Origin of the sequence: uncultured Pedobacter sp., from assembly GCF_913776295.1 — a bacterium.
Lineage (GTDB): Bacteria > Bacteroidota > Bacteroidia > Sphingobacteriales > Sphingobacteriaceae > Pedobacter.
Genome location: NZ_CAJYOJ010000053.1, coordinates 23615 through 44009 on the forward strand (window position 1 = coordinate 23615; position 20395 = coordinate 44009).

19 protein-coding genes and 4 tRNA genes are annotated in these 20395 nt (G+C 39.3%); 9 read left to right on the top strand and 14 right to left on the bottom strand.

Annotated features, from left to right (window positions below; genetic code table 11):
* Nucleotides 1–39: 39 nt before the first annotated feature.
* The gene (locus QZ738_RS10950) at nucleotides 40–1179 is read right to left on the bottom strand and encodes a PepSY domain-containing protein (protein WP_293787445.1); all 1140 of its coding nucleotides are present in this window, start codon (nucleotides 1177–1179) and stop codon (nucleotides 40–42) included.
* 4 nt (nucleotides 1180–1183) lie between these two features.
* A complete protein-coding gene (locus QZ738_RS10955; RefSeq protein WP_293787447.1) occupies nucleotides 1184–3565 on the bottom strand; it encodes a TonB-dependent receptor in 2382 nt (793 codons plus the stop codon).
* Nucleotides 3566–4365: 800 nt separating this feature from the next.
* On the opposite strand from QZ738_RS10955, the gene QZ738_RS10960 reads away from it, so the two are divergent.
* A complete protein-coding gene (locus QZ738_RS10960; RefSeq protein WP_293787449.1) occupies nucleotides 4366–6123 on the top strand; it encodes a T6SS effector amidase Tae4 family protein in 1758 nt (585 codons plus the stop codon).
* Complete coding sequence (locus tag QZ738_RS10965) at nucleotides 6120–6539, top strand: hypothetical protein (RefSeq protein WP_293787451.1); 420 nt, start codon at nucleotides 6120–6122, stop codon at nucleotides 6537–6539. Before QZ738_RS10960 ends, QZ738_RS10965 begins: the two co-directional genes overlap by 4 nt.
* A 740-nt stretch (nucleotides 6540–7279) precedes the next feature.
* On the opposite strand, the gene QZ738_RS10970 is transcribed toward QZ738_RS10965, so the two are convergent.
* The 7 genes from QZ738_RS10970 to QZ738_RS10995 form a co-directional block, all read right to left on the bottom strand.
* Nucleotides 7280–7489: a helix-turn-helix transcriptional regulator gene (locus QZ738_RS10970; RefSeq protein WP_293787453.1), complete on the bottom strand. Its 210-nt coding sequence runs from the start codon at nucleotides 7487–7489 to the stop codon at nucleotides 7280–7282.
* Nucleotides 7486–7752 (bottom strand): Arm DNA-binding domain-containing protein, encoded by a 267-nt coding sequence (locus tag QZ738_RS21325; RefSeq protein WP_367268582.1) that lies wholly within the window; start codon nucleotides 7750–7752, stop codon nucleotides 7486–7488. Before QZ738_RS21325 ends, QZ738_RS10970 begins: the two co-directional genes overlap by 4 nt.
* Before the next feature lie 249 nt (nucleotides 7753–8001).
* Nucleotides 8002–8073 (bottom strand) — tRNA-Glu (locus tag QZ738_RS10975).
* A 67-nt stretch (nucleotides 8074–8140) separates the two neighbouring features.
* A tRNA-Met gene (locus QZ738_RS10980) sits at nucleotides 8141–8216 on the bottom strand.
* Nucleotides 8217–8503: 287 nt separating this feature from the next.
* Nucleotides 8504–9520 carry a hypothetical protein gene (locus QZ738_RS10985; protein WP_293787455.1) on the bottom strand — a complete coding sequence of 339 codons (1017 nt, stop codon included), beginning with the start codon at nucleotides 9518–9520 and terminating at the stop codon, nucleotides 8504–8506.
* 159 nt (nucleotides 9521–9679) lie between these two features.
* Nucleotides 9680–9751, bottom strand: a tRNA-Glu gene (locus QZ738_RS10990).
* Nucleotides 9752–9823: 72 nt separating this feature from the next.
* Nucleotides 9824–9896, bottom strand: a tRNA-Met gene (locus tag QZ738_RS10995).
* Between the two features lie 114 nt (nucleotides 9897–10010).
* Between QZ738_RS10995 and era the strand changes: the two genes are divergently transcribed.
* The 3 genes from era (at nucleotide 10011) to QZ738_RS11010 (ending at nucleotide 13087) form a co-directional block, all read left to right on the top strand.
* On the top strand, nucleotides 10011–10907 hold the full coding sequence (gene era, locus QZ738_RS11000) for a GTPase Era (protein ID WP_293787457.1): 897 nt from the start codon (nucleotides 10011–10013) through the stop codon (nucleotides 10905–10907).
* 185 nt (nucleotides 10908–11092) lie between these two features.
* Nucleotides 11093–12394, top strand: a complete 1302-nt coding sequence (gene der / locus QZ738_RS11005; protein WP_293787459.1) for a ribosome biogenesis GTPase Der — start codon at nucleotides 11093–11095, stop codon at nucleotides 12392–12394.
* Nucleotides 12395–12577: 183 nt separating this feature from the next.
* On the top strand, nucleotides 12578–13087 hold the full coding sequence (locus QZ738_RS11010) for an N-acetyltransferase (protein ID WP_293787461.1): 510 nt from the start codon (nucleotides 12578–12580) through the stop codon (nucleotides 13085–13087).
* Nucleotides 13088–13299: 212 nt separating this feature from the next.
* Here QZ738_RS11010 and blaB1PEDO read toward each other — a convergent pair whose 3' ends face one another.
* From blaB1PEDO to QZ738_RS11035, 5 genes are all read right to left on the bottom strand, one after another.
* Nucleotides 13300–14013, bottom strand: a complete 714-nt coding sequence (gene blaB1PEDO / locus QZ738_RS11015; protein WP_293787463.1) for a PEDO-3 family subclass B1 metallo-beta-lactamase — start codon at nucleotides 14011–14013, stop codon at nucleotides 13300–13302.
* 65 nt (nucleotides 14014–14078) lie between these two features.
* On the bottom strand, nucleotides 14079–14585 hold the full coding sequence (locus QZ738_RS11020; RefSeq protein WP_293787465.1) for a GNAT family protein: 507 nt from the start codon (nucleotides 14583–14585) through the stop codon (nucleotides 14079–14081).
* Nucleotides 14586–14699: 114 nt separating this feature from the next.
* Nucleotides 14700–15296, bottom strand: a complete 597-nt coding sequence (locus QZ738_RS11025) for a short chain dehydrogenase (protein WP_293787467.1) — start codon at nucleotides 15294–15296, stop codon at nucleotides 14700–14702.
* A 63-nt stretch (nucleotides 15297–15359) separates the two neighbouring features.
* Nucleotides 15360–16493, bottom strand: a complete 1134-nt coding sequence (locus QZ738_RS11030; RefSeq protein ID WP_293787469.1) for a histidine decarboxylase — start codon at nucleotides 16491–16493, stop codon at nucleotides 15360–15362.
* Between the two features lie 153 nt (nucleotides 16494–16646).
* Nucleotides 16647–18254, bottom strand: coding sequence for a S41 family peptidase (locus QZ738_RS11035; RefSeq protein ID WP_293787471.1), 1608 nt, complete (start codon nucleotides 18252–18254; stop codon nucleotides 16647–16649).
* A gap of 190 nt (nucleotides 18255–18444) precedes the next feature.
* Here QZ738_RS11035 and murQ point away from each other — a divergent pair, with 190 nt between their 5' ends.
* The 4 genes from murQ to QZ738_RS11050 all read left to right on the top strand — a co-directional run bounded on the left by murQ (nucleotide 18445) and on the right by QZ738_RS11050 (nucleotide 20376).
* Nucleotides 18445–19248 carry an N-acetylmuramic acid 6-phosphate etherase gene (murQ, locus tag QZ738_RS11040; RefSeq protein ID WP_293787473.1) on the top strand — a complete coding sequence of 268 codons (804 nt, stop codon included), beginning with the start codon at nucleotides 18445–18447 and terminating at the stop codon, nucleotides 19246–19248.
* A 102-nt stretch (nucleotides 19249–19350) separates the two neighbouring features.
* Nucleotides 19351–19917 (top strand): hypothetical protein, encoded by a 567-nt coding sequence (locus tag QZ738_RS11045; RefSeq protein ID WP_293787475.1) that lies wholly within the window; start codon nucleotides 19351–19353, stop codon nucleotides 19915–19917.
* A gap of 32 nt (nucleotides 19918–19949) precedes the next feature.
* Complete coding sequence (locus tag QZ738_RS21330) at nucleotides 19950–20171, top strand: DUF4160 domain-containing protein (protein WP_367268585.1); 222 nt, start codon at nucleotides 19950–19952, stop codon at nucleotides 20169–20171.
* On the top strand, nucleotides 20161–20376 hold the full coding sequence (locus QZ738_RS11050; RefSeq protein WP_293787477.1) for a DUF2442 domain-containing protein: 216 nt from the start codon (nucleotides 20161–20163) through the stop codon (nucleotides 20374–20376). Before QZ738_RS21330 ends, QZ738_RS11050 begins: the two co-directional genes overlap by 11 nt.
* The last annotated feature ends 19 nt before the right edge of the window (nucleotides 20377–20395 follow it).

Genomic DNA, 20395 nt, shown 5'->3' on the forward strand with positions numbered 1-20395 from the left:
CTGAATTAAAGTCTTAGTTATTTTATGCTTGGTTTACCACTAAACTCTTGCCAATATTTTTAAAGAGCGCTGAACAGCCCTGGGCTTTTTTTTCTTTTTGCGTTTACCAAGCCAGATCAGAAAGCCGGTTACTGGCAGGCTTGCTGTAAACAGTGTAACCACAAATGTGAATATTTTTGTGCCCAAACCATATATACTTCCGGCATGCAAGGGCAAAACATATTTCTTGATCTTCGTACCCAAGCTTAAAGCGGCAAAAGGCTGCGGTTTGATGAGATGTCCGGTTTTGCTGTCAAAATAAGCTGCGTTTGTACATCCGGGAGGTAACTGCTCACTTTCTTTTTGCCCCATGATCGCCTGGCCACCTTTGGGTGGGAAATTGAAGTTAAGTCTGCCCGGATGAGGATACAGCTCATTCATAATATGTTCCATCTTCTGTAAGATGCCTGGACAGGCCGTTTTAATCTTGGCCTGATTTTTTGTAGGAGGTTCATTTTGCGATTTGCCATCCGCCAGTTGATAGATCAGGTTTTCGGCCCAATCGTAACTCATTACCAGGCCTGTAAGGGTAATCAGAATCAGGAAAAACGATAGATAAAAGCCGGTTACCGCATGCAGGTCCCAGTTAAGCCGTTTGCTTTTCGCATTCCACTTAATTTTAAAGCGTTGTTTGACGGCATTTTTATTCGCAGGCCACCAGATAAAAATCCCGCTGATAGTCAGAAACAAACAAATAAGGCAGGAAATACCTGTTATTGCCTTTCCTGTTTTATCCAGCAGCAAATAGCGGTGCAGGTTTCGGACTGTTCTGAAAAACTGTTGCTGGAAAAGGCCTTTGTATAATATCGTGCCATTAAATGGGTTGATGTAAACAACCTTCATTTCAGGGCCTTTACCAACACGAGCCTCTGCGCTTCGTTCAGGTGCTGCCTCCAAAATCAATTTAGATACCTTTTTGCCGGGGTAAATGCTGTTGGCGATATTAAATAGACTGTCTGCGGTTAAACGCTGCTGTGTGGGACGTACAAAATGACGCTCTTTAAAAAATACCAGTTCCAGTTCATCCTCAAAAGAAAGTAAGCAACCTGAAATGGCAACGACCATTAAAATAAGGCCAGTGATTAATCCTAGCCACAAATGCAGCCAGCCTGTAATGCCTTTAAACCGGTTATTAGCCATCCTATTAAAACTTAAGCGCAATGCTGCCAATAAATTGCGCCGGATTTTGCGGAGTCAACCTTACCGACCAGGCTTTTTCGCTGGTTAAATTATTTACCTTAAAGTTAACGCGGTATCTGGGCTGGTCATAAAACAGGGCGGCATCCAGCATGGTGTAAGCCGGTATGGTAATCTTGGTACTCTGTGTGTTGGTTTGGTATGATTTACTTCCATAATTACCCCCAAAGCCAATGCCTAATCCACGCAGGCTGCCCTTTTGTAAACGATAACTCACCCAAAGGTTAGCCATTTTGTCCGGTCCTGATAAGGCCGGGCGCAGATTATTTACTGTTGCATCAGCATTGGTAAATAAGCTGTAATTGTAAGCATAACCTGCTATGATATTTAAACCGCTGAAAGGATTTGCGATAATATCAACCTCAATTCCCCGGCTGAGTTGCGAACCGTCCTGGATAGAATAATTAATATCCCGTGGGTCTAAGCGTAAAACATTATCTACTTTTATATCATAGTAACTTATTGTTCCAGACAAACGGTTATTAAATAAGTCGCCTTTCAAACCGAATTCAAGCTGGTTGGCATGTTCTGGTTTGAATGCAGTACCATCAAGTGATTGACCATTTCGATTAAAAAATCCGCCCATATAATTACCGAATAACGACAGGTGGTCTTTACTGATTTCATAAACCAATCCTAACTTTTGTGAAACCGCCGTTTGTTTATAAGGGCCGGCAGATGTGCCGCTTGAACCTAATCCTCCTGTGATCTGCCCGGTTACAATGTTATAAACACCCTTGTAATCAAATCTGTTTACCCTGATGCTCGCCATGGCCAGCAATTGGTCGGTAATGTTAAATACGTCTGATACGTAAGCCCCATAAGTATTATCCCGGTTGTATTCTTTACGTAGCGTGCCCCTGCTGCTCAGAGAGTCTACTTTGAAACGGCTGATGCGATAGGCAGGCTGTGGGTTTATAAAGTTTACATCCTGGTTGTAATTAACCGTAACCCGGTCAAAATCGTTATAGTTGTTATAAAAATCTATCCCTGCAACGATACGGTTACGGAATTTGCCTACTTTGAAATCACCGATAAAGTTCTGCTGTATGTTTGTCGCAATGAAATTGGTATTTCCAACAATGATCTGCGGGCGTACCGTAGTTGCAGATCTTCCGTTCAGCGCGGTGATGTAGCCGTCAATGGTGGAGCGGTTTCTTGAAAGAATGGTTTGAGATGTCCAGCTACCGGATATTTTATAATTTACCTGTGCAAAGATGTTCAGCATCTGTGTGGAATAAGTAAGATCGTTGCTCAGGAATGTCTTATTATAGGGGAAGCCGATATCGGTAATAGACTGATTGGTATTTGGTGTGATAAAGGGATTGAAACGTACAACAGACGTACCTTTTTCCTGTCCGAATTCAACGTCCATCAAAAGGGATAATTTGTCAGTTATTTGATAGGAGAAACTTGGGGCTATTGCGATATTATTCGTGAAACCAAGATCCTGAAAGCTTTTTTGATGAGTGGTGGCGGCATTGAGGCGGAATAAAGCTGTCTTATCCGCATTAACGGGTGTGTTTACATCAAGTGTTAAACGGTTTAGGTTCCAGCTTCCTGCCGTATAGGCTACTTCCCCACCAAAATCATTATAAGGCTTTTTAGTTACACGGTTATATAATCCCCCGTAGCTGCTGGAAATATTGGTGCCAAACAACGTTGTGGACGGTCCTTTGATGGCTTCAATACGCTCCAGATTCACCGGGTCAATGAATGAAAAAGCTGGTCCGGCCACACCGTTGCGTGCATTCGGCTCAGTTTCAAAACCGCGAGAGCGGAAAGTTACCCGACCTTGGTTCAGAATTAAAGGGATGCCGGCTCCAGGTACGTTTTTTGAGATGCTACCCAAATCTATTACAGCTTGCTCCCGCATCAATTCTTTTGATACTGAATTGTAAACCTGCGGATTCTCCAGGTTTTTGAGCGGTAAACGCGCCACATAACGGCTTTCACGTTTTGAAAATTTATTGATGTTGGAAGCAATGGTCACTTCCTGTAAAGCCTGTACGTTTTCTGTAGGGAGTTGAAAATTGCCCATCGCGGTTTGTCCAGCAACAACGGCAACTTCTATAAGGTATTCCGGAGCACCCAAAACCTGGATTTTTAAATGATAACTTCCAGGGCTAATATGGTTGAAATGATAAGTACCCGTCTCATCTGTTAGTGTGGCCTTGTCGAGTTCGGTGATGGTAACGGATGCTGATGTATAGGGAGTGCCGTTTACCAGAAGAATTTTACCGATGATGTTTCCTGTATTTTGAGCTTTTGCTGTTACACTGGTGGATAATATAGAGATTACCAGGAGTATACGTAAATAACTTGCCATTAGTTTAAGGGATAGAAATAATGGCGCAAATATATTAATTAAAATAAGTCTAAATAAGTTTAGTGAAATAATATTTCATTTTAGGCACATTTTACACTAGAGAATTATTGCAATTCATTGAAGATAACTGAAAGTGGTAATTTTGGTGGCGTAAATCGATCGGTTTTACTGGGTATTGTTTTCGCTTTTGATGCTGTTATCCGAAATGGCAGACAGGTGAGACACTAAGCGTGTGAAATATTTACATGGAAAATCTCCGGAATTATTAAGTGTCAACTACGAACGAAGAAAATATGAAGGATACTCAGGATTAACAAATAGCAAAGGCTGCTCCATTTGGAGCAGCCTTTGAGTGTTTTGGGAGTTACTCCCTTCGTAGCCCGTAGGGGAATATGATCATATTCTTATCTTACTAGCTTTCAATATCTTAATGGCTGTTTGAATTCCTGCGCAACGAATTACTCACCCTTATCTTGATGAAGATTAACTCTGAAACTTACAATTCAAAGATGCAATTCGATATTCCAGAATACAAATATTGATCTGTCAATTTCTATCATGTATTGAAAGTTTTAAAGCAATCAAAACGTTATGAATCACTCTCGCATTAGATTATTGGTACGGGTCGTATCAACTTGAAATGTATTTTGATGTGATACATCAAAGAGTCTAAGTTAAATTATTATTTGTGTTCATTATAAGATAATTGAGAGTCTATTATATAATACAGCTATAACAAATTTGATAACAGATGTCAATATATCTATATTTACATCTTAATATAATAATCAAATAAATTAATGCGAAAATTTTTAACCCTTATCACTTGTCTTTTAGCATTTTCTTGTGCTAAAGAATCTCTACGATTTAAAAAAAATGACCAATTAACAACTTCAGAAGCGAAACAGTATTATGATAACCTAAGCAAGAACCAGCAGTTTAAATTTACTAATGGTAACGTGGCGCCGATTACGTCTGTGATTACGCCTAATTGGAAAAGTACCACTGAAGTTGTGATAAATTCTTACAGCATAGTCGAGGTAGCTATTGCAATCCAAAAAAATGAGATTTCAATTTACCATTTAAATGGTGAGCGTGCAAAAGATGATCTTAAAAGGTCAAAATTTTCATTATCAAGACTGATTGTTTTCAAAGACTCTTTGGCCTCTCTTAAATCAAGTATTATAACTTATATCCCAGACATTAGCTATATAGAAAAGGGAAAAAGCATACGGGAGAATACTTTTGCGAAGTTAGGCTCCTCTTTTACCGGATATATTGAGTTCAAGAAAATGGATGGAGCACCATATCGTCTGCTACGTATAGAAAACGGTAAGGTTATAGGGAAATATAAAATCAGCAATTCGTCGATGAATAAACAATTGAGCGCGAGTACTGAAATGTCTGCCTCATCTTGTGTTCCAATGTGTACGCCCATCTTTCAGACTATTTGCTCGGGTCCGGGTGGTCCCGGGAGTGGAGACGATAGCGATTGGATCTGTGAGACTCAGGAAATCGGGCAAAATTGTACATTAATATGTAGCGGTGGTGGTGATTATCCTGACCCAGGAACAGGAGGTCCGGGTACTCCAGGCGTATTTGGTATTAATGGTAGTAATGCAGTTGTACCAGTATCCAATTTTGGCGCTTTGATTGACTATGTTAAATCAATGGGATACTTCGTTTCAGATCAGTATCAAACGACCCTGACTGTTGACGGTGTAAGTTACACAGGAACAATGATAGAAATATATACTAACGAGGGACAGGTAATCTCGGCATATTTCCGTATAGACGCAACGCAAGGTCCTTTCGCAGAAGGTTATTACTATAATATAGGAAAAGGTAACGGAACGAATACATCCGGCGGGAACCCTCCTTCATTCCTTCCCGAAACCATAACCGGCACAGATATCACTTGGACGAATGGGACATCATCTTATTCTTCTGTTTCCGCTGAAGCGATTCCCAACCTTTCGGATACTGATCCGGAGGTAGCGGCGTGGAACGATCCGCCGCAAGCGCAATATGGTGTGAAGGTTGCTCCCTCTTATAGTACGATGTATGCCAACTATCCAAAAAATTCCACAGGCGGAGATATGCCAGCTCCAGATGTATATACATTGGTAGGTGGAAACATCCTAAGCTTATATCAGTCTGATCCGGTAGCATACGCAAATGCTTGCGCATTGCGCGTTTCGCGAGCTTTAAATTATTCGGGAATTGCCATTCCTTATATCCCGGGAAAGACAACAAGCGGTGCAGATGGTAAGTATTACTTCGTTTCATCAGCACATCTCTATAATTATGTAAAGCAGATTTTTTCAACCACTGATAAAGTTGAATTGAACGCTGCTGACGGCGGCCCCCAAGGAACGCTTTTTAGGGGGAAATTAAAAAACATAAAAGGTTTGTATATTATGCAACCGAACTACCCTTCAAAATTCGGGGCCATGGGGCATGCAACTTTGTGGACAGGAAGCATGGCTATTGGTGGTCACGATTATTTTAATGCAAAAGGCGGAACGGCAAAAGTTACAGTTTGGAAGTTACCATGAAAAAAACATTTTTGATAATGCCATTTATGAGCATTTTACTTTACACAGGAGGCTGTAAGGTGAGTAAAAAACAAGCCGAAGCGTCGGTCTTAAACGAAAAACGCCAATGGGCAAAGGAGTATGCATTGTGCAGTTGTTTGTCGTTGATAAGCAAGCAAGATACAGCGCTTCAAAACGACATCAGTAAAACAGTTTATGTAGAGATAACTGATTACAATCGTTCCGGCGCCCGAAACATTTACAAGGCTATTGACAGTCTTGCATACAAAATTTTTCTGTCTATTGAACCTTCCGAGATCGCAGATTATGAAGGGAGGAAGCCTTATATGAAGTCTTGTATCGAATTTTCACAGAGTAAGCAATTGGATTCATTAATTCGCAGCTATGATTCACAAATACAGGCTGATCCTCATTAAGCTACTCTAGGTATTCAAAAGTATACAACGCTATTAATAGTGAGGTGTCAATTCCAAGGGGTTGGTGCTTCACTATTCTACTATCAAACTAAACCGAATTTAAACTATTTTAAGACGCCTTGGGAATATGGACAACATTTTAAATCAGCCAGCATACCTTAATGAATGTAGTAAAATACACATGGTAATCCAGGATCCTATTATATATATAATAAATAATAATTTTGAGGCAATAATCAATAGCTAAATTGGGAATAACCTATTTGTTTTAAGTTGCTTTCTTTCAGATAGACTTCGATATCGAGTATCTTGAAAACGGGAATTAGAGAATTTCGCTAAAGTCCTACAATATTTGATTAGCAGAAATGTGGCTACGAAAAAATATGTAAACGTTACGATTAACGTTTCAGTATAACTTTCTTAATTCTTGGGGGCTGCTTTGTCAGCCCCTTTATTTTGTTATCTAACAGTATAGCAGAAGGTCGCTTACTTACTTAGTCAATCGGATCATGCCTGATTCATTAAGGGCTTATCTAAATTTGAAAAATTGCTCAATGAAAATATTCATCATTGAAAAAATCAGTCAAATTTATATCAAGGCAATTCATAATATATGGAACGATTTTATGGTATGTTTTTATTTTCTTAATTCAGAATTGCTCTTCTAGGATTTGCCAGCCTTGAGGTCTACATAAAGAATTTGGCTAATGACTATAATCAAATATTATTAAAAAAACTATTTATTTTTTAATAGAAACTAGCGAGTCACCTGCTTGGACATCTAAATAGGAAGAGATTTCAAACAATCTTTTTATTGAAGGTTTAGCAGAGTTTGTACACCAACTGGAAACAGTTTCTTGGGCTATCCTTAAAGCATCAGCCAAATCTTTATTTGTCTTTCCCTTTTCGGCTAGTACCGACTTGATGCGATTATAGATTGTTTTACTCATTTACAACTGTCGAGTAAAGCCTGATGAGCCATTCTCATCTTGCTTTGTAAGCTATCCAGATAGCTATTGAGTGATCTGACATCCTCCTTTTTGCCAATAGCACGCCCTGCCGAATTATTCCATTTGTCGGATTCACATTCACGACCAATAGACATCTCTGCCCGTCTACCATCTACGGTGATGCGCATATAAATGGCCCTAGGGCCTCCTTTGTAGACTTTTTGCTTTCTTAGATAATAAAGCAGGTGGAAATTACTTTTCATAAAACTTACTTAAAGTGAAACAAAAGTAAGGCAGCAGCTTATTCGCATCAAGATGGTTAATTGCTGAACATGTTGGCGTTCAGTTTGTTATTGAGAATTCGGTGCGTAGTGTTTTCCATTTTAGATACGCACCGAAATACACACTTTTTTATTGCGATTTGATGTATATTTTAAGTTTTTAATATCAATAAAAAAACCCTGCAAATGTTTGATTTGCAGGGTTTTGACATCATTTGATGATGATTTTCGTAGCCCGTAGGGGAATCGAACCCCTGTTTCCAGAATGAAAATCTGGCGTCCTCACCCCTAGACGAACGGGCCATTTCAGTATTTAAATTTTCAGTTTCCAATTTGCAGTAAACTGCCAACTGAGAACCACCAACTGAATTGGTAGCGGGGACACGACTCGAACGTGCGACCTTCGGGTTATGAGCCCGACGAGCTACCAACTGCTCCACCCCGCACTCTATTTTTCGCCCCAAATATCCGTTTGAGGGAGTGCAAAGGTATAAATTGTTTTGGTATCTGCAAAGTCATCCTTGATATTTTTTTTAATATTTTGAATTGCCTATTTATTTGAAATAACGCAATTCATCCAGATGGGTGCATTTTGATTTGATTATGAGTGGGTTATGTTTGGTAAGGCTTAACCGATGATAAAGATAATCTGATGAAATAATTTTTTTGCTTTTATTTCGGTAAAAGCCCTGGTTGCCCGATGCAATTCGATTCAGGCAATCAGGTAGCATTTTTAAAATATCTTTGGTTTCTCGATCTGAGGGGCATTATCTTTTACTACAATATTGGTAAATGGTGCAGTTTGCCTGAAGGCGACCGTATCTGCAGGGGTATTGGCCACAAAAACAGCGAGTTTTCCGTTGGTAAAACTATCGTTATGTATGGTAGACGGTTTAATGGCCAGGGCAGATCCATCGGCAGGAACCCTGAAAGTGGTAAATATAATTCTGGGGTTTTCTTTTTCCGGATCTGTAACCTCCACTTTGTGTCCTAATGTAACCTTCGCTTCGCAGTATACCGCTCCGTTTTCATTTGGTTTGGGAAGAAAAATATGTGGAAAAGGATGGTGTTCTACAAACATGCCGCCACCGCCAATGGGCGACAAGGCATAGTTACGGATATAATCTGGCAAAGAGGTGTTGTATTCCATACCAAATAAAATATCTTTAAAACCCATGTAAAAAGGTTCTTTTGGCCTGAGTAATCTGGCCCCGTAAAATGCCAGTGTTTCTTCATAATCCGGGTGGCTCGGATCCATAACGGGGAAAATTACGGCAGATTCATTCACATAAAGCGAACCTGTTTGTCCAAATACATTTGCAGCAGGGTCTAAATTGGGCAATCTTCCGCCTTTATCGCTGCTCACCCAGTTGGAATTAACGGTAGTGGCATTCCCCTCCTTAGGTGGTTGGGCATTTCGTGCGAGATTTTCCAGTTCCTCAATTAATGATATCTCCATTGGTTCGTTTGGAATTTCCATTACCCCGGTTCCTTCTCCTGGAGTTAAAACTACTCTTTTATGCGGATGTATCGGGCCATAAATTGCGGTAGTTGTCATTAAAGGAACACCCTCACTGCTTTGTCTTAAAACAACGGCGTCGTTTAAAAACCATATATTTTTTTTAAGGTCTTCTAATGATATTTTAATATCAACGGTTTGCCACTTCCGCTGTCCGATAATTTCTTTTAATTTACTTTCGGCTACTGTGTCTGGATCCTGTGTGTAGGATGTTCTGAATACGGAACTCATGAATTGCGTTTTAGATGTGACTTAGAATTTGTTATTGTTAAAAATAGGATTTAAAAACTGATAATCCTATGGGGAAGGAGTAACGATCGTTGATTGAGGTGGTTTTCGTTTCAAAAGAGAATAAACAAAAAAAGCCGCTTCAAATAGAAGCGGCTTTCGTAGCCCGTAGGGGAATCGAACCCCTGTTTCCAGAATGAAAATCTGGCGTCCTCACCCCTAGACGAACGGGCCATTTTCAGTTTTTAAATTCCCAGTTCCCAGCTTTCAGTTAAACTGATCACTGTAAACTGCCCACTGAATTAGTAGCGGGGACACGACTCGAACGTGCGACCTTCGGGTTATGAGCCCGACGAGCTACCAACTGCTCCACCCCGCACTCTACATACAACTCGTTTTTTAATGAATTAAATCCTTAACTCTGTTTCCGAATTGGAATGCAAAGATATAATTCGTTTCTTTGTACTGCAAATTTTTTTTAAAAAATATTTTAATGGCGCATAAAGCAGGTTTTGTTAGTATAATAGGTAAACCCAATGTAGGTAAATCCACCCTTATGAATGTGCTTGTAGGCGAGCGGCTTAGCATTATCACCCCTAAGGCGCAAACCACCAGGCACCGTATTTTAGGTATTGTAAATGAAGAAGATTATCAGATCGTTTTCTCTGATACACCGGGCATAATTAAGCCAAAATACAGTTTGCAGGAAAGTATGATGAGCTTTGTTAACGGATCTTTAACCGATGCTGATGTACTTTTATTCGTAACCGACATTAATGAGGTACATGATGAAGACGATGTTCTGGAAAAAATTCTGAATAAGAATATTCTAACAATTGTGTTGATCAATAAGATAGATCAGGCTACACAAGAACAGGTAGAAGAGAAAATTGCCTACTGGCAGGAAAAGTTAAACCCGGTTGCGGTTTATGCAATATCCGCTTTACATCAACACAATGTAGACGGATTACTGGATCGCGTACTCGATATGCTGCCGGAACATCCGCCATATTACGACAAAGAAGATTTAACCGACCGCTCGGAGCGTTTCTTTGTTTCGGAAATGATCCGCGAAAAAATCTTCCTGAATTACCAGAAAGAAATTCCTTACAGCACCGAAGTAATCGTAAAGAGCTTTAAGGAGGAAGAAATGAAAAATGGCAAAGGCTCCATGATCAGGATTACTGCAGAGATTGTGGTTGAACGCGATTCGCAAAAAAACATTTTAATTGGTACGGGCGGAAGCATGTTAAAAAAGGTAGGAACTGAAGCCCGGGCTGAGATCGAAAAATTTTTAGACAGCAAGGTGTTTCTGGAGATGTTCGTAAAGGTAATTCCCGACTGGAGAAGTAAAAAGAATTATTTAAAAAGTTTCGGTTACGATAATTAATTTCGATTTTAGAAAAGTATAAAAGTTAATATTAATAGCGGTTACGAAAAAAATAACCGTACCTTTGCAGCCCGAAATAAATCGGTTAGTAGTTGATAGTCAATGGCTGATAGCCAAATTTTTGAACAGCTTGTTTAAAACACCAGGACCATTAACTACGGCCATTAACTGTCAAAAGAGCACCCATGAGTAACATTATAGCCATCGTAGGCAGGCCAAACGTAGGCAAGAGCACCCTTTTTAATAGATTAACAGAAAGTCGCAAAGCTATTGTAGACGATATGAGCGGCGTAACCCGCGACAGGCACTATGGTGTGGGCGAATGGATTGATAAACAATTTACCGTAATTGATACGGGTGGTTACGTAGCTAACTCAGAAGATGTTTATGAAGCAGCCATTCGTGAGCAGGTGATGATTGCCATTGAAGAAGCTACGGTGTTGATTTTTATGGTAGATGTAACTACCGGTATTACCGATTTGGATGATGATATTGCCCAGGTATTGCGCAGAAGTAACAAACCCGTTTTTGTTTGCGCTAATAAAGTAGATAATACCGCTCTGTATAATGAAATACATACTTTTTATGGTTTTGGATTAGGCGAAGTCTATCCTTTATCATCTATGACAGGCTCCGGAACCGGCGAGTTGTTGGATGAAATTGTAAAAAATTTCGAAGATATCCAGGAGGAAGAAAATCAATTGCCTAAAGTGACCATTGCTGGTCGTCCGAATGTGGGTAAATCTTCTCTGGTTAATGCATTAATTGGCAAGGAACGGAATATTGTGACTGCAAACGCAGGTACAACCCGCGATTCTATCAAAATTCACTATAACCAATTCGGTCATGAGTTTATGCTGATCGATACGGCCGGATTACGTAAAAAGACCAAGGTTAAAGAAAATCTCGAGTTCTATTCTGTAATGCGTACCATTAAAGCTTTGGAAGAAGCTGATGTGGTGGTATTAATGATCGACGCCGTGGAAGGGATTGAAAGTCAGGATATCAATATTTTCCATTTGGCCGAGAAAAACAAAAAAGGCATTGTCATTCTGGTTAACAAATGGGATCTGATCGAAAAAAATACCCAAACCATGAAAGCTTTTGAAGAGCAGATTCATGAGCGTATCCGCCCGTTTACCGATGTACCGATCATTTTCACATCGGTACTGAACAAACAGCGTATTTTTAAAGCAATAGAGGCAGCCTTAGAGGTTTATAAAAACCGAAGCAAAAAAATTCCTACATCAAAATTAAATGATGTGATGTTGCCGCTGATCGAGAAATTCCCGCCGCCGGCTTTAAAAGGAAAACACATTAAGATCAAATATATCACACAGATTAACGGAAATTCGCCAATGTTTGCCTTTTTCTGTAATCTGCCACAGTACATTAAAGATCCGTATAAACGTTTCATCGAGAATAAACTAAGGGAAAACTTTGATTTTTCAGGTGCACCGATCCAGATTTATTTCAGACAGAAATAGATGTGAGGTTTAAGGTTTAAAGGTAGAGGGCGTAAGGCCTAAAATAAAATTATTTAGACAGGGTTGTTTCTTAAAGAAGCAGCCCTGTTTTTATTTTTAGTTAATAACAGTACGGCGGCATCTCGACTTCGCTGAGCTCCGCTCAAAATGACGATATTTATTAATTACCCTTACCTTTACAGCATGCAGTTACAAGTACAAAACAGTTTGTCAGCAGAGATCGATACCATTTTCGGATTTTACGATATGGCCATTGCCCATCAAAAGAAAGTATTTAACAAACACTGGCAAGGCTTTAGCCGAGAAATGATACAAACCGAAATTGATGAAAGCCGTCAGTATAAAATTCTGGCAGATGGCACTGCTGCCTGTGTTTTTGCGGTTACGTTTAACGATCAGTTGATCTGGGGAGAACGAGATCATAATGCGATTTATATCCATAGGATTGTCACCCATCCCGCATTTAGAGGCTATTCTTTTGTAAAAGAAATTATTAAATGGGCCAAAGTTTTTGCTGCAGAAAACGGGATTAAATTTATCAGAATGGATACCTGGGCCGATAATGAAAAACTGCTCGAATATTACACGGGTTGTGGTTTCGATTATGTTGGTGTGGTAAGCATGGAAAAAACTGATGGTTTACCAAAACATTATGAAGGAATCAGTTTAAGTTTGTTTGAAATTGCACTATAGCAACTGAAAATTATCATAAATGATCATTGAGGCTATACCATAAGTATAAAATTGTAATCCTGAGCTTATCTAATAACTTCTTTTAGATGTTTTAGACGCTTTGATACAATCATCGGGGTCATTTCAGGCTGAGCTCAACGTTAAAATTTTCGATGGAAAACTACTATTAGTGATACAGGCTCTTTTTAATTTTATAACGTTATAGGTATATTTTACTTTTTCTCCGTCAAAAGCTTTAGCGTATGATCTAAAGATTCCCTGTTGCCCCAGGCATCGTGTCCTGTGATAACAAATTTGGTATCGGGATATTTCTGCTTTAATTTCTGGATGCTTTTTGGCCATTCTGCTAAATCTGCTTCTCTGATATAGCCCAGATTATCTGCTTCAGTGCTTTTAATTAAACAGCCGCCGAATAAAACTTTATCTTTTGGAAACCAGACCACTATATTGTCTTTGGTATGTCCCTTGCCGGCATAGTAAGTGCTTATTTTATATTGTCCAACTGTAAAAGTGGTATCATTGGTAAAAGTATAAGCCGCACGTGGCTCTTTGTTGGTTTTCAATAGCTCGTCGGTTAGTTTACTGGTATAGGTTTTTATACCTTTGCTTTTAAAAAAAGCCAAGCCACCCGCACGGTCGCCATGCGAATGTGTGGCAATAGCCAATACTACTTTTTGATGATGTTTGGCAGCGATAGAATCTAAAAATTGCTGAAATTGTTTGGAATCCCAAGGTGCGTCAATTACCACAACTCCTCTGTTGGTCACCAGGTATACTGCATTAGCATCTGTTACAGCGCCATTATAAGTGTTATAAGTAGTGTAGGCATAAAGATCGCCGGTTAAATGTTTGATTTTTAATTTCGGATTTTGTGCGAAAGAGGCAAATGCAGATAAACCAAATAAAAAGGAAAGAAAATAACGCATAAGGTAAAATTTAATAATTCTTTAAAATTAATGTCTTTAATGCAAACGAATAGCATTCATAGAAATTACTTCAATTCAATTTTCCAGCTTAACATATCATCAACTTCGCCCACATGGATAAAGTTATTCTTTTCTAAAATGGTGTAAGAGGCCACATTATCTTTTGTAGTAGCGGCAAAAATCGATTTCACTTTGGGCTGTTCCCGGGCCCAAGCAATTAATCTGCCAATGGCTTCAGTCATAAATCCTTTACCTCTAAATTCTTCATAAGTACCATAACCGATCTCGATCTCGCCATTTTGATCAGGCTCACCCACAAAACAGATATCACCTACCATTCTGTGGTCTGGTTTCGATATAATCGTCCATAAGGTATGATATAAATAATCCTTATCCTGATCAGATACGTTAGGTAAAATCGTTTGTTTCAATGCCTCCTGAAGCGAAGGGGAAATATTTTTCTTAGTCGGTAATAGGCCAAATTCTTGTTCTAAAGAATGATCATCCTTAATATACTTTAACAGCTGATCATGTGTTAATGGTTTCAAAATGAGGCGTTCTGTTTCTATCATACCCGTTTGCTTATAAAGGCTAATCTATACTTTGTACTTTTGAATAAGTGAAATTTTACGAGAAGTTTTGGTTAAGTCATCATATTACAGCCTTTTTTAAAATACTTCAGGTGGTTAATAAACTCTAATTACCTGGCCCGTAATAATACCCAATACACTTTTTTCATAAGCTTTAATTACCTTTTCCATGGTAACCGGAATCTCTCCGGGGAAAGAGTCAAAGTAGGCAGGCGAATCTTCAACTACGTTAGGACTGACGGCATTGATGCGGATGCCGTTTCCAAGTTCCGGAGCGGCCGCTGTGATAAAAGCATTTAAGCCTCCGTTTATGGTACTCAATACCGAACCTGCGGCCACGGGGTTTTCGGCTAATATACCTGAAGTTAATGTGAATGATCCGCTTTTGTTGATATAATGCTGGCCAATTAATACCAGGTTAATCTGTCCCAACAATTTATCCAGCAGACCACCTTTAAATACTTCACCCGTTAGTTGACTTACAGGGGCAAATGGGCCTTTCCCGCTCGTACTGATCAGGGCATCAAAAGACCCGATCTGCTCAAACATATTTTTAATCGATGCTTCATTGGTTATGTCAACCTGGACATCGCCTTTGGTATTTCCAACACGGATGATTTCGTGTTTTTGCGAAAAATTTTCAGCTACTCTTTTACCTAATGTGCCTGTAGCACCTACAATGATTATTTTCATTTAAGTCTGTTCAACATGTATATCATCATTAAACGTCAGCTGTATTGAAATGTTTGTCTAAACTCAATCTTGCAATACCGATTCGGCTTTAAGGTCGGTAATGAGCAGGTCGATGTGCGATTGCGTGACATTTGGCATGCAGATGATATGCGAATTTCCATGCTCAGCTGCAAGCTGCCATTTTTTGCATATTTCTGCTGAAGGAGTAGGGAAGTTGACGGTGATGGCATTGGTATTCCGCCAGGCTGAGATGCCTAACGCTTTAAGTTTTTGTTCAGTGTAAGCGGCAGTTGCTAAACTGTGCATGGCTCTGTTTTTTAAACCTGCTATGCCCAAATGTTTAATGGTGTACCATAAAAATAAGGGGCTATGGCCATTTCTTGATCCCGTAATGGTTGTATCAATATTTCCAATATAAGCCACAGAACGGGCGATCCGATCACGGTTTGATTTTTTGGCTAATACTACGCCACAAGGCATCGGTGAACCAAAAAACTTATGACCGCTAATAGCGATACTGTCTGCACCATCTTCAAAATCAAAGGCAGGCCTTGGTTCAATTAGTGCGCTGTAGGTGCCAGAAAGTGCCGCGTCAGCGTGAATATAATAATGTTGGATGGCCAGTTTTTTCAAAATGGCTTTAATTTTGCCTACATCATCACGTGCTTCAGTCATGGTGGTGCCAATATTGGCCATAATAATAACAGGCATGTGGCGGTTCATTCTAATGGTATACTCCAGATCCTTATAGTCAATTTCTCCGTTTGCAAGCGTGCGGATCACAATATTGGGCATATTGAGTAAATGCAGGTTTTTCTGCACACTGTAGTGCGTAGCTTCTGAGTAATAGGTCATTCCTTTAGGATGTAACTCACGGGCAAGGTACAAGCCATAAAGATTACCTTCAGAACCACCATTGGTTACATAGCCCCACCAATTATCAGCCGGTGCACGAAAAAGCTCGGCAAAAAATTGCACTACTTCTTTTTCCAGTTCGCGTGAACCTACACCATAAGTAGAGTTAACGAAGGGATCACCCAGGTTATTCATCGGGTATTTTAAGAAGTCGGAAAGCGGCTGGTAATCAAAATCTTTAGCCACAGGGTAACCTAAAAATAAATCGGTTTGTTGCTTAACTTTTTCCAGAAGGTCTTTTAATACTTTTTGATCTTTTCCTGCTAATTTGCTCGCTTCCATAAATGACATGATTTGCAGGCAAATTTACTTAAAACAGAATATGATATTGATTATTATGTTTAAATAAGAATATTATATTATTTTATGTTTATTAATTAAAATATAATTTTAAATCGGTAAGTTAATCATATAGCCGAAACATATAAAATACGGCTATTGAAGGTTAAGGAGTGCTTGCCTTACCGCATTGTCGGTTTGGTTTACAGCCTTATAATAGCCTACATCGCCCAGATAATAGCGACACAATAAAGCTTTAAGATCGTTTAAGATCACATTTTTTGAATTGTACAATTGAAAGCGATCTATGGCTATGTTTTTGCGTTGAAGAAATCCGATAAAATCCTTAAAATCGTTGTCATTTATCGTAAAGATATTAATGTTCTGTTCTACAAAACTGGCGCTGTATTTATTTGTAAGTACATTAAACACGTAATCCGAAAGTATTTTTTTGCTAACTAAATTGCTGTAAAACTTATTATAGCCATTGGTGTCCAATTTTACAAATATATCTGGCTGGATTCCGCCAACCGGTCTGACTTTTTTGCTCGGTTGAATATTTACTCCTTCGGCTTTCTCGATAGAATCCTGGAAAGAAGTACGGTCTCCTGTAAGTTCCCCGTCCATCATCCGTTCGTCTAACTCATGTTTATAAGCGTCATAACCTTTTTTATACGATTTTTGGATACTTCTGCCGGATGGTGTATAATATCGTGCGATAGTTAAATTCAGTGCAGAGCCATCGCCAAAAGCAAATTGCTCTTGTACCAGACCTTTACCAAAAGAACGGCGGCCAACAATAATTCCACGGCCTAAATCTTGTATAGCTCCGGCTACAATCTCGCTGGCCGAAGCGGTATTTTCATTAATCAAAACAGCCAGTTTGCCATTTTGGAAAGATCCGGTTCCGGTAGAAAAATAATCGGTGCGTGGCTCATGCTTTCCCTGTGTATACACAATGAGTTTGTTCTCGCCCAAAAACTGATCTGCCAGACCTGTAGCTGCGGTAAAATAACCACCTCCGTTATCGCGTAAATCGAGAATCAATTTTTTCATGCCCTTCGCCTTCAGGTTATTGGCTGCAGCAGCGAAATCATTATCTGTATTGGCGCCGAATTTACTGATCCTCACATAACCGGTTTCGTTGTTAATCATATAAGCGGCATCAATGCTGCTGATGTTTACTTTGCCACGGGTAACCATAATGCGGTTGCTCTGTGATGCGCCCGGGTGTAAAAGCACTACGCTTACCCCGGTTCCGGATTTGCCTTTAAAACGACCGGAAAGCTGATCTTTAGGTAGGTTTCGTCCGCTCACTACAGCAGTATCAATACTTAGGATTTTATCGCCCAGTTTAATTCCTGCCTGGTATGCTGGTCCATCCTTCACTACACCCGTAACCATCATGGTATCGTTAAGCATATAATATTCTATACCTACACCTTCGAAATTTCCTTCCAGGTTATCGGTCATATCCTGCGCATCGGTTGGTGGAAGGTAAACGCTATGCGGATCTAGCTGGTGCAGAACACTATCTATCGGTAAATTCTGAAGTGAATCGGTATTGATGTCATCAACATAATTACCGTTGATGATATGTAAGATTTCGCTTAGTTTTTCATCGCTGTTCTGAGCAAGCTGAGGATTTTTTTTAACGCCAAAGCCTTGATCTTTAATGAATTTGATGCCCAAAAACATGCCTACTATCAAGATAACAGAATAGCTTAAGGCGATGAGTATGTTGTTTCTGGTATTTTTTTTCATTGGCGCTACTGCAAATTTATGAAAATTAGCGGGTTGATATATTTTTTAACTGCATTTTCATGTCTTTTGTTTATAATATTTAACATTAAATAACACCTGGTACCGTTGGTTAAAATTAATAGCAGATATTTTTTAGATTTTTAGCCTAGTTTTTAAAAAGAATTTACCGAATTTTATCAAAATTAAATTTATGAATAGAGTTACCGAGCAAGAATCTAACTATAACCACATTGATCAGATGTCGGTATTGGAAGTTTTGCAGGGCATTAATAACGAAGATAAAACTGTCGCATTCGCGGTTGAAAAATCTTTGCCTCAAATCGAGAAGTTAACATCGGCCGTGGCCAGGCGAATGAAAAAAGGCGGTCGCCTCTTTTATATTGGTGCAGGGACCAGCGGTCGCTTAGGTGTAGTAGATGCCTCAGAATGTCCGCCTACTTACGGTGTGCCCTTTGATTGGGTTGTTGGGATTATCGCCGGCGGAGATACTGCGATTAGAAGAGCAGTAGAATTTGCTGAAGACGACGCGGAGCAGGCCTGGAAAGACCTACAGGAATTTGAGATCAATGAAAAGGACTGTTTGGTTGGCCTGGCAGCATCAGGTACTACTCCCTATGTGGTTGGCGGATTAAAAACGGCACGTAAGCATGGAGTTTTGACAGGCTGCATTGTTTGTAACACCGGTGGACCTATTGCCGCAGCCTCGGATTTTCCGGTTGAGGTGGTGGTTGGCCCTGAATTTATTACCGGCTCTACCCGCATGAAATCTGGTACAGCGCAGAAAATGGTATTAAACATGTTGAGTACCACAGTTATGGTTCAACTGGGGCGTGTAGTTGGCAATAAAATGGTCGATATGCAGTTAACTAATCATAAGCTGGTCGACCGTGGTACACAAATGGTGGCCAACGAACTGAACATTGGCTACGATGAAGCAGCTGAATTGTTAACCCGTTATGGAAGTGTACGTAAAGCGGTGGAAGCAGGACATTAAAAATGAGAGAATGATAAATGAGTAGCTGAAGATTGATGTGATGCAGAAAGGATCTTAACATTCACTCATTCAAAACTCAATTCTTCAATAATTAAAAAAAGTATGCACGAGATTGAGCCTTATTACCAGTGGAGAGATGATTATATTTCGGCAGAAGATGAGCGTTCGCCATTTTACAATACCGAATATTCGGAACTTTACTTCGATAAGCAGATTTATAACTTTTTGCTGCACCCGCAGTGGGATGAATTTGGCTCGAATACCTTATACATGAAGGTATTGTATGCTGATTATGATCGAAGTTACGTCATTATAGAATTTATAGGGGAGTGGAACGACGCCATTAATAATGATATCATGTTGCTGAAACGCGATATTTTGGAGATGATGATGGATGAAGGGCTTAATAAATTTATCCTGATCGGTGAAAATGTACTGAATTTTCATGCATCAGATGATAGCTATTATGAAGAATGGTTTCAGGAAGTGGAAGATGGCTGGATTGTTGGGGTGAATTTTCAGGAACACGTGATCAGCGAATTCCGTGATAACAGCATTGATTACTACATTAACTTTGGCGGTGCATTCGATAATCTGCCATGGCGTACGCTAAAACCATTACAGTTTTTTAAAAAAGTTGAAGAACTGCTGACAAAAAGATTGAACTAAGTTTTTATTTTAGAGTTTATAATGCCTACGTTATTTATAATTTTTGGACTGCGTTTCTTTTTTATTCAAATGATCATTTGCCGATACACGTACATGTCAGAAATGCAGATGGTGAGGCTAAATTTGAAGTTGAAGAAGTTAAACTTGTCAGTAATAAGGGGCTGAAGAACAAAGATATAAATCTTGCACAATCTTTGATAGAAGAGAATAAAGAAATTATTATTGCAAAGTGGCACGAATATCATGGAAAATAAAATAAAAGTGTGGTTTGAAAATAATCGAATCTTCATTAAGACGTTAAAAGGAGAAAGTAAAAGCCATCCCTTAAGCTGGTTTCCAAAACTATTAAACGCGAGTGAAGAGGAGCGAGAGGATTATACCATTTCACCTTTTGGAATACATTGGGAGAAAATAGATGAAGATTTAAGTTTTGAAGGTTTTACTTCTTTCTACAAATAATTGCTAAAATAAATTTAAA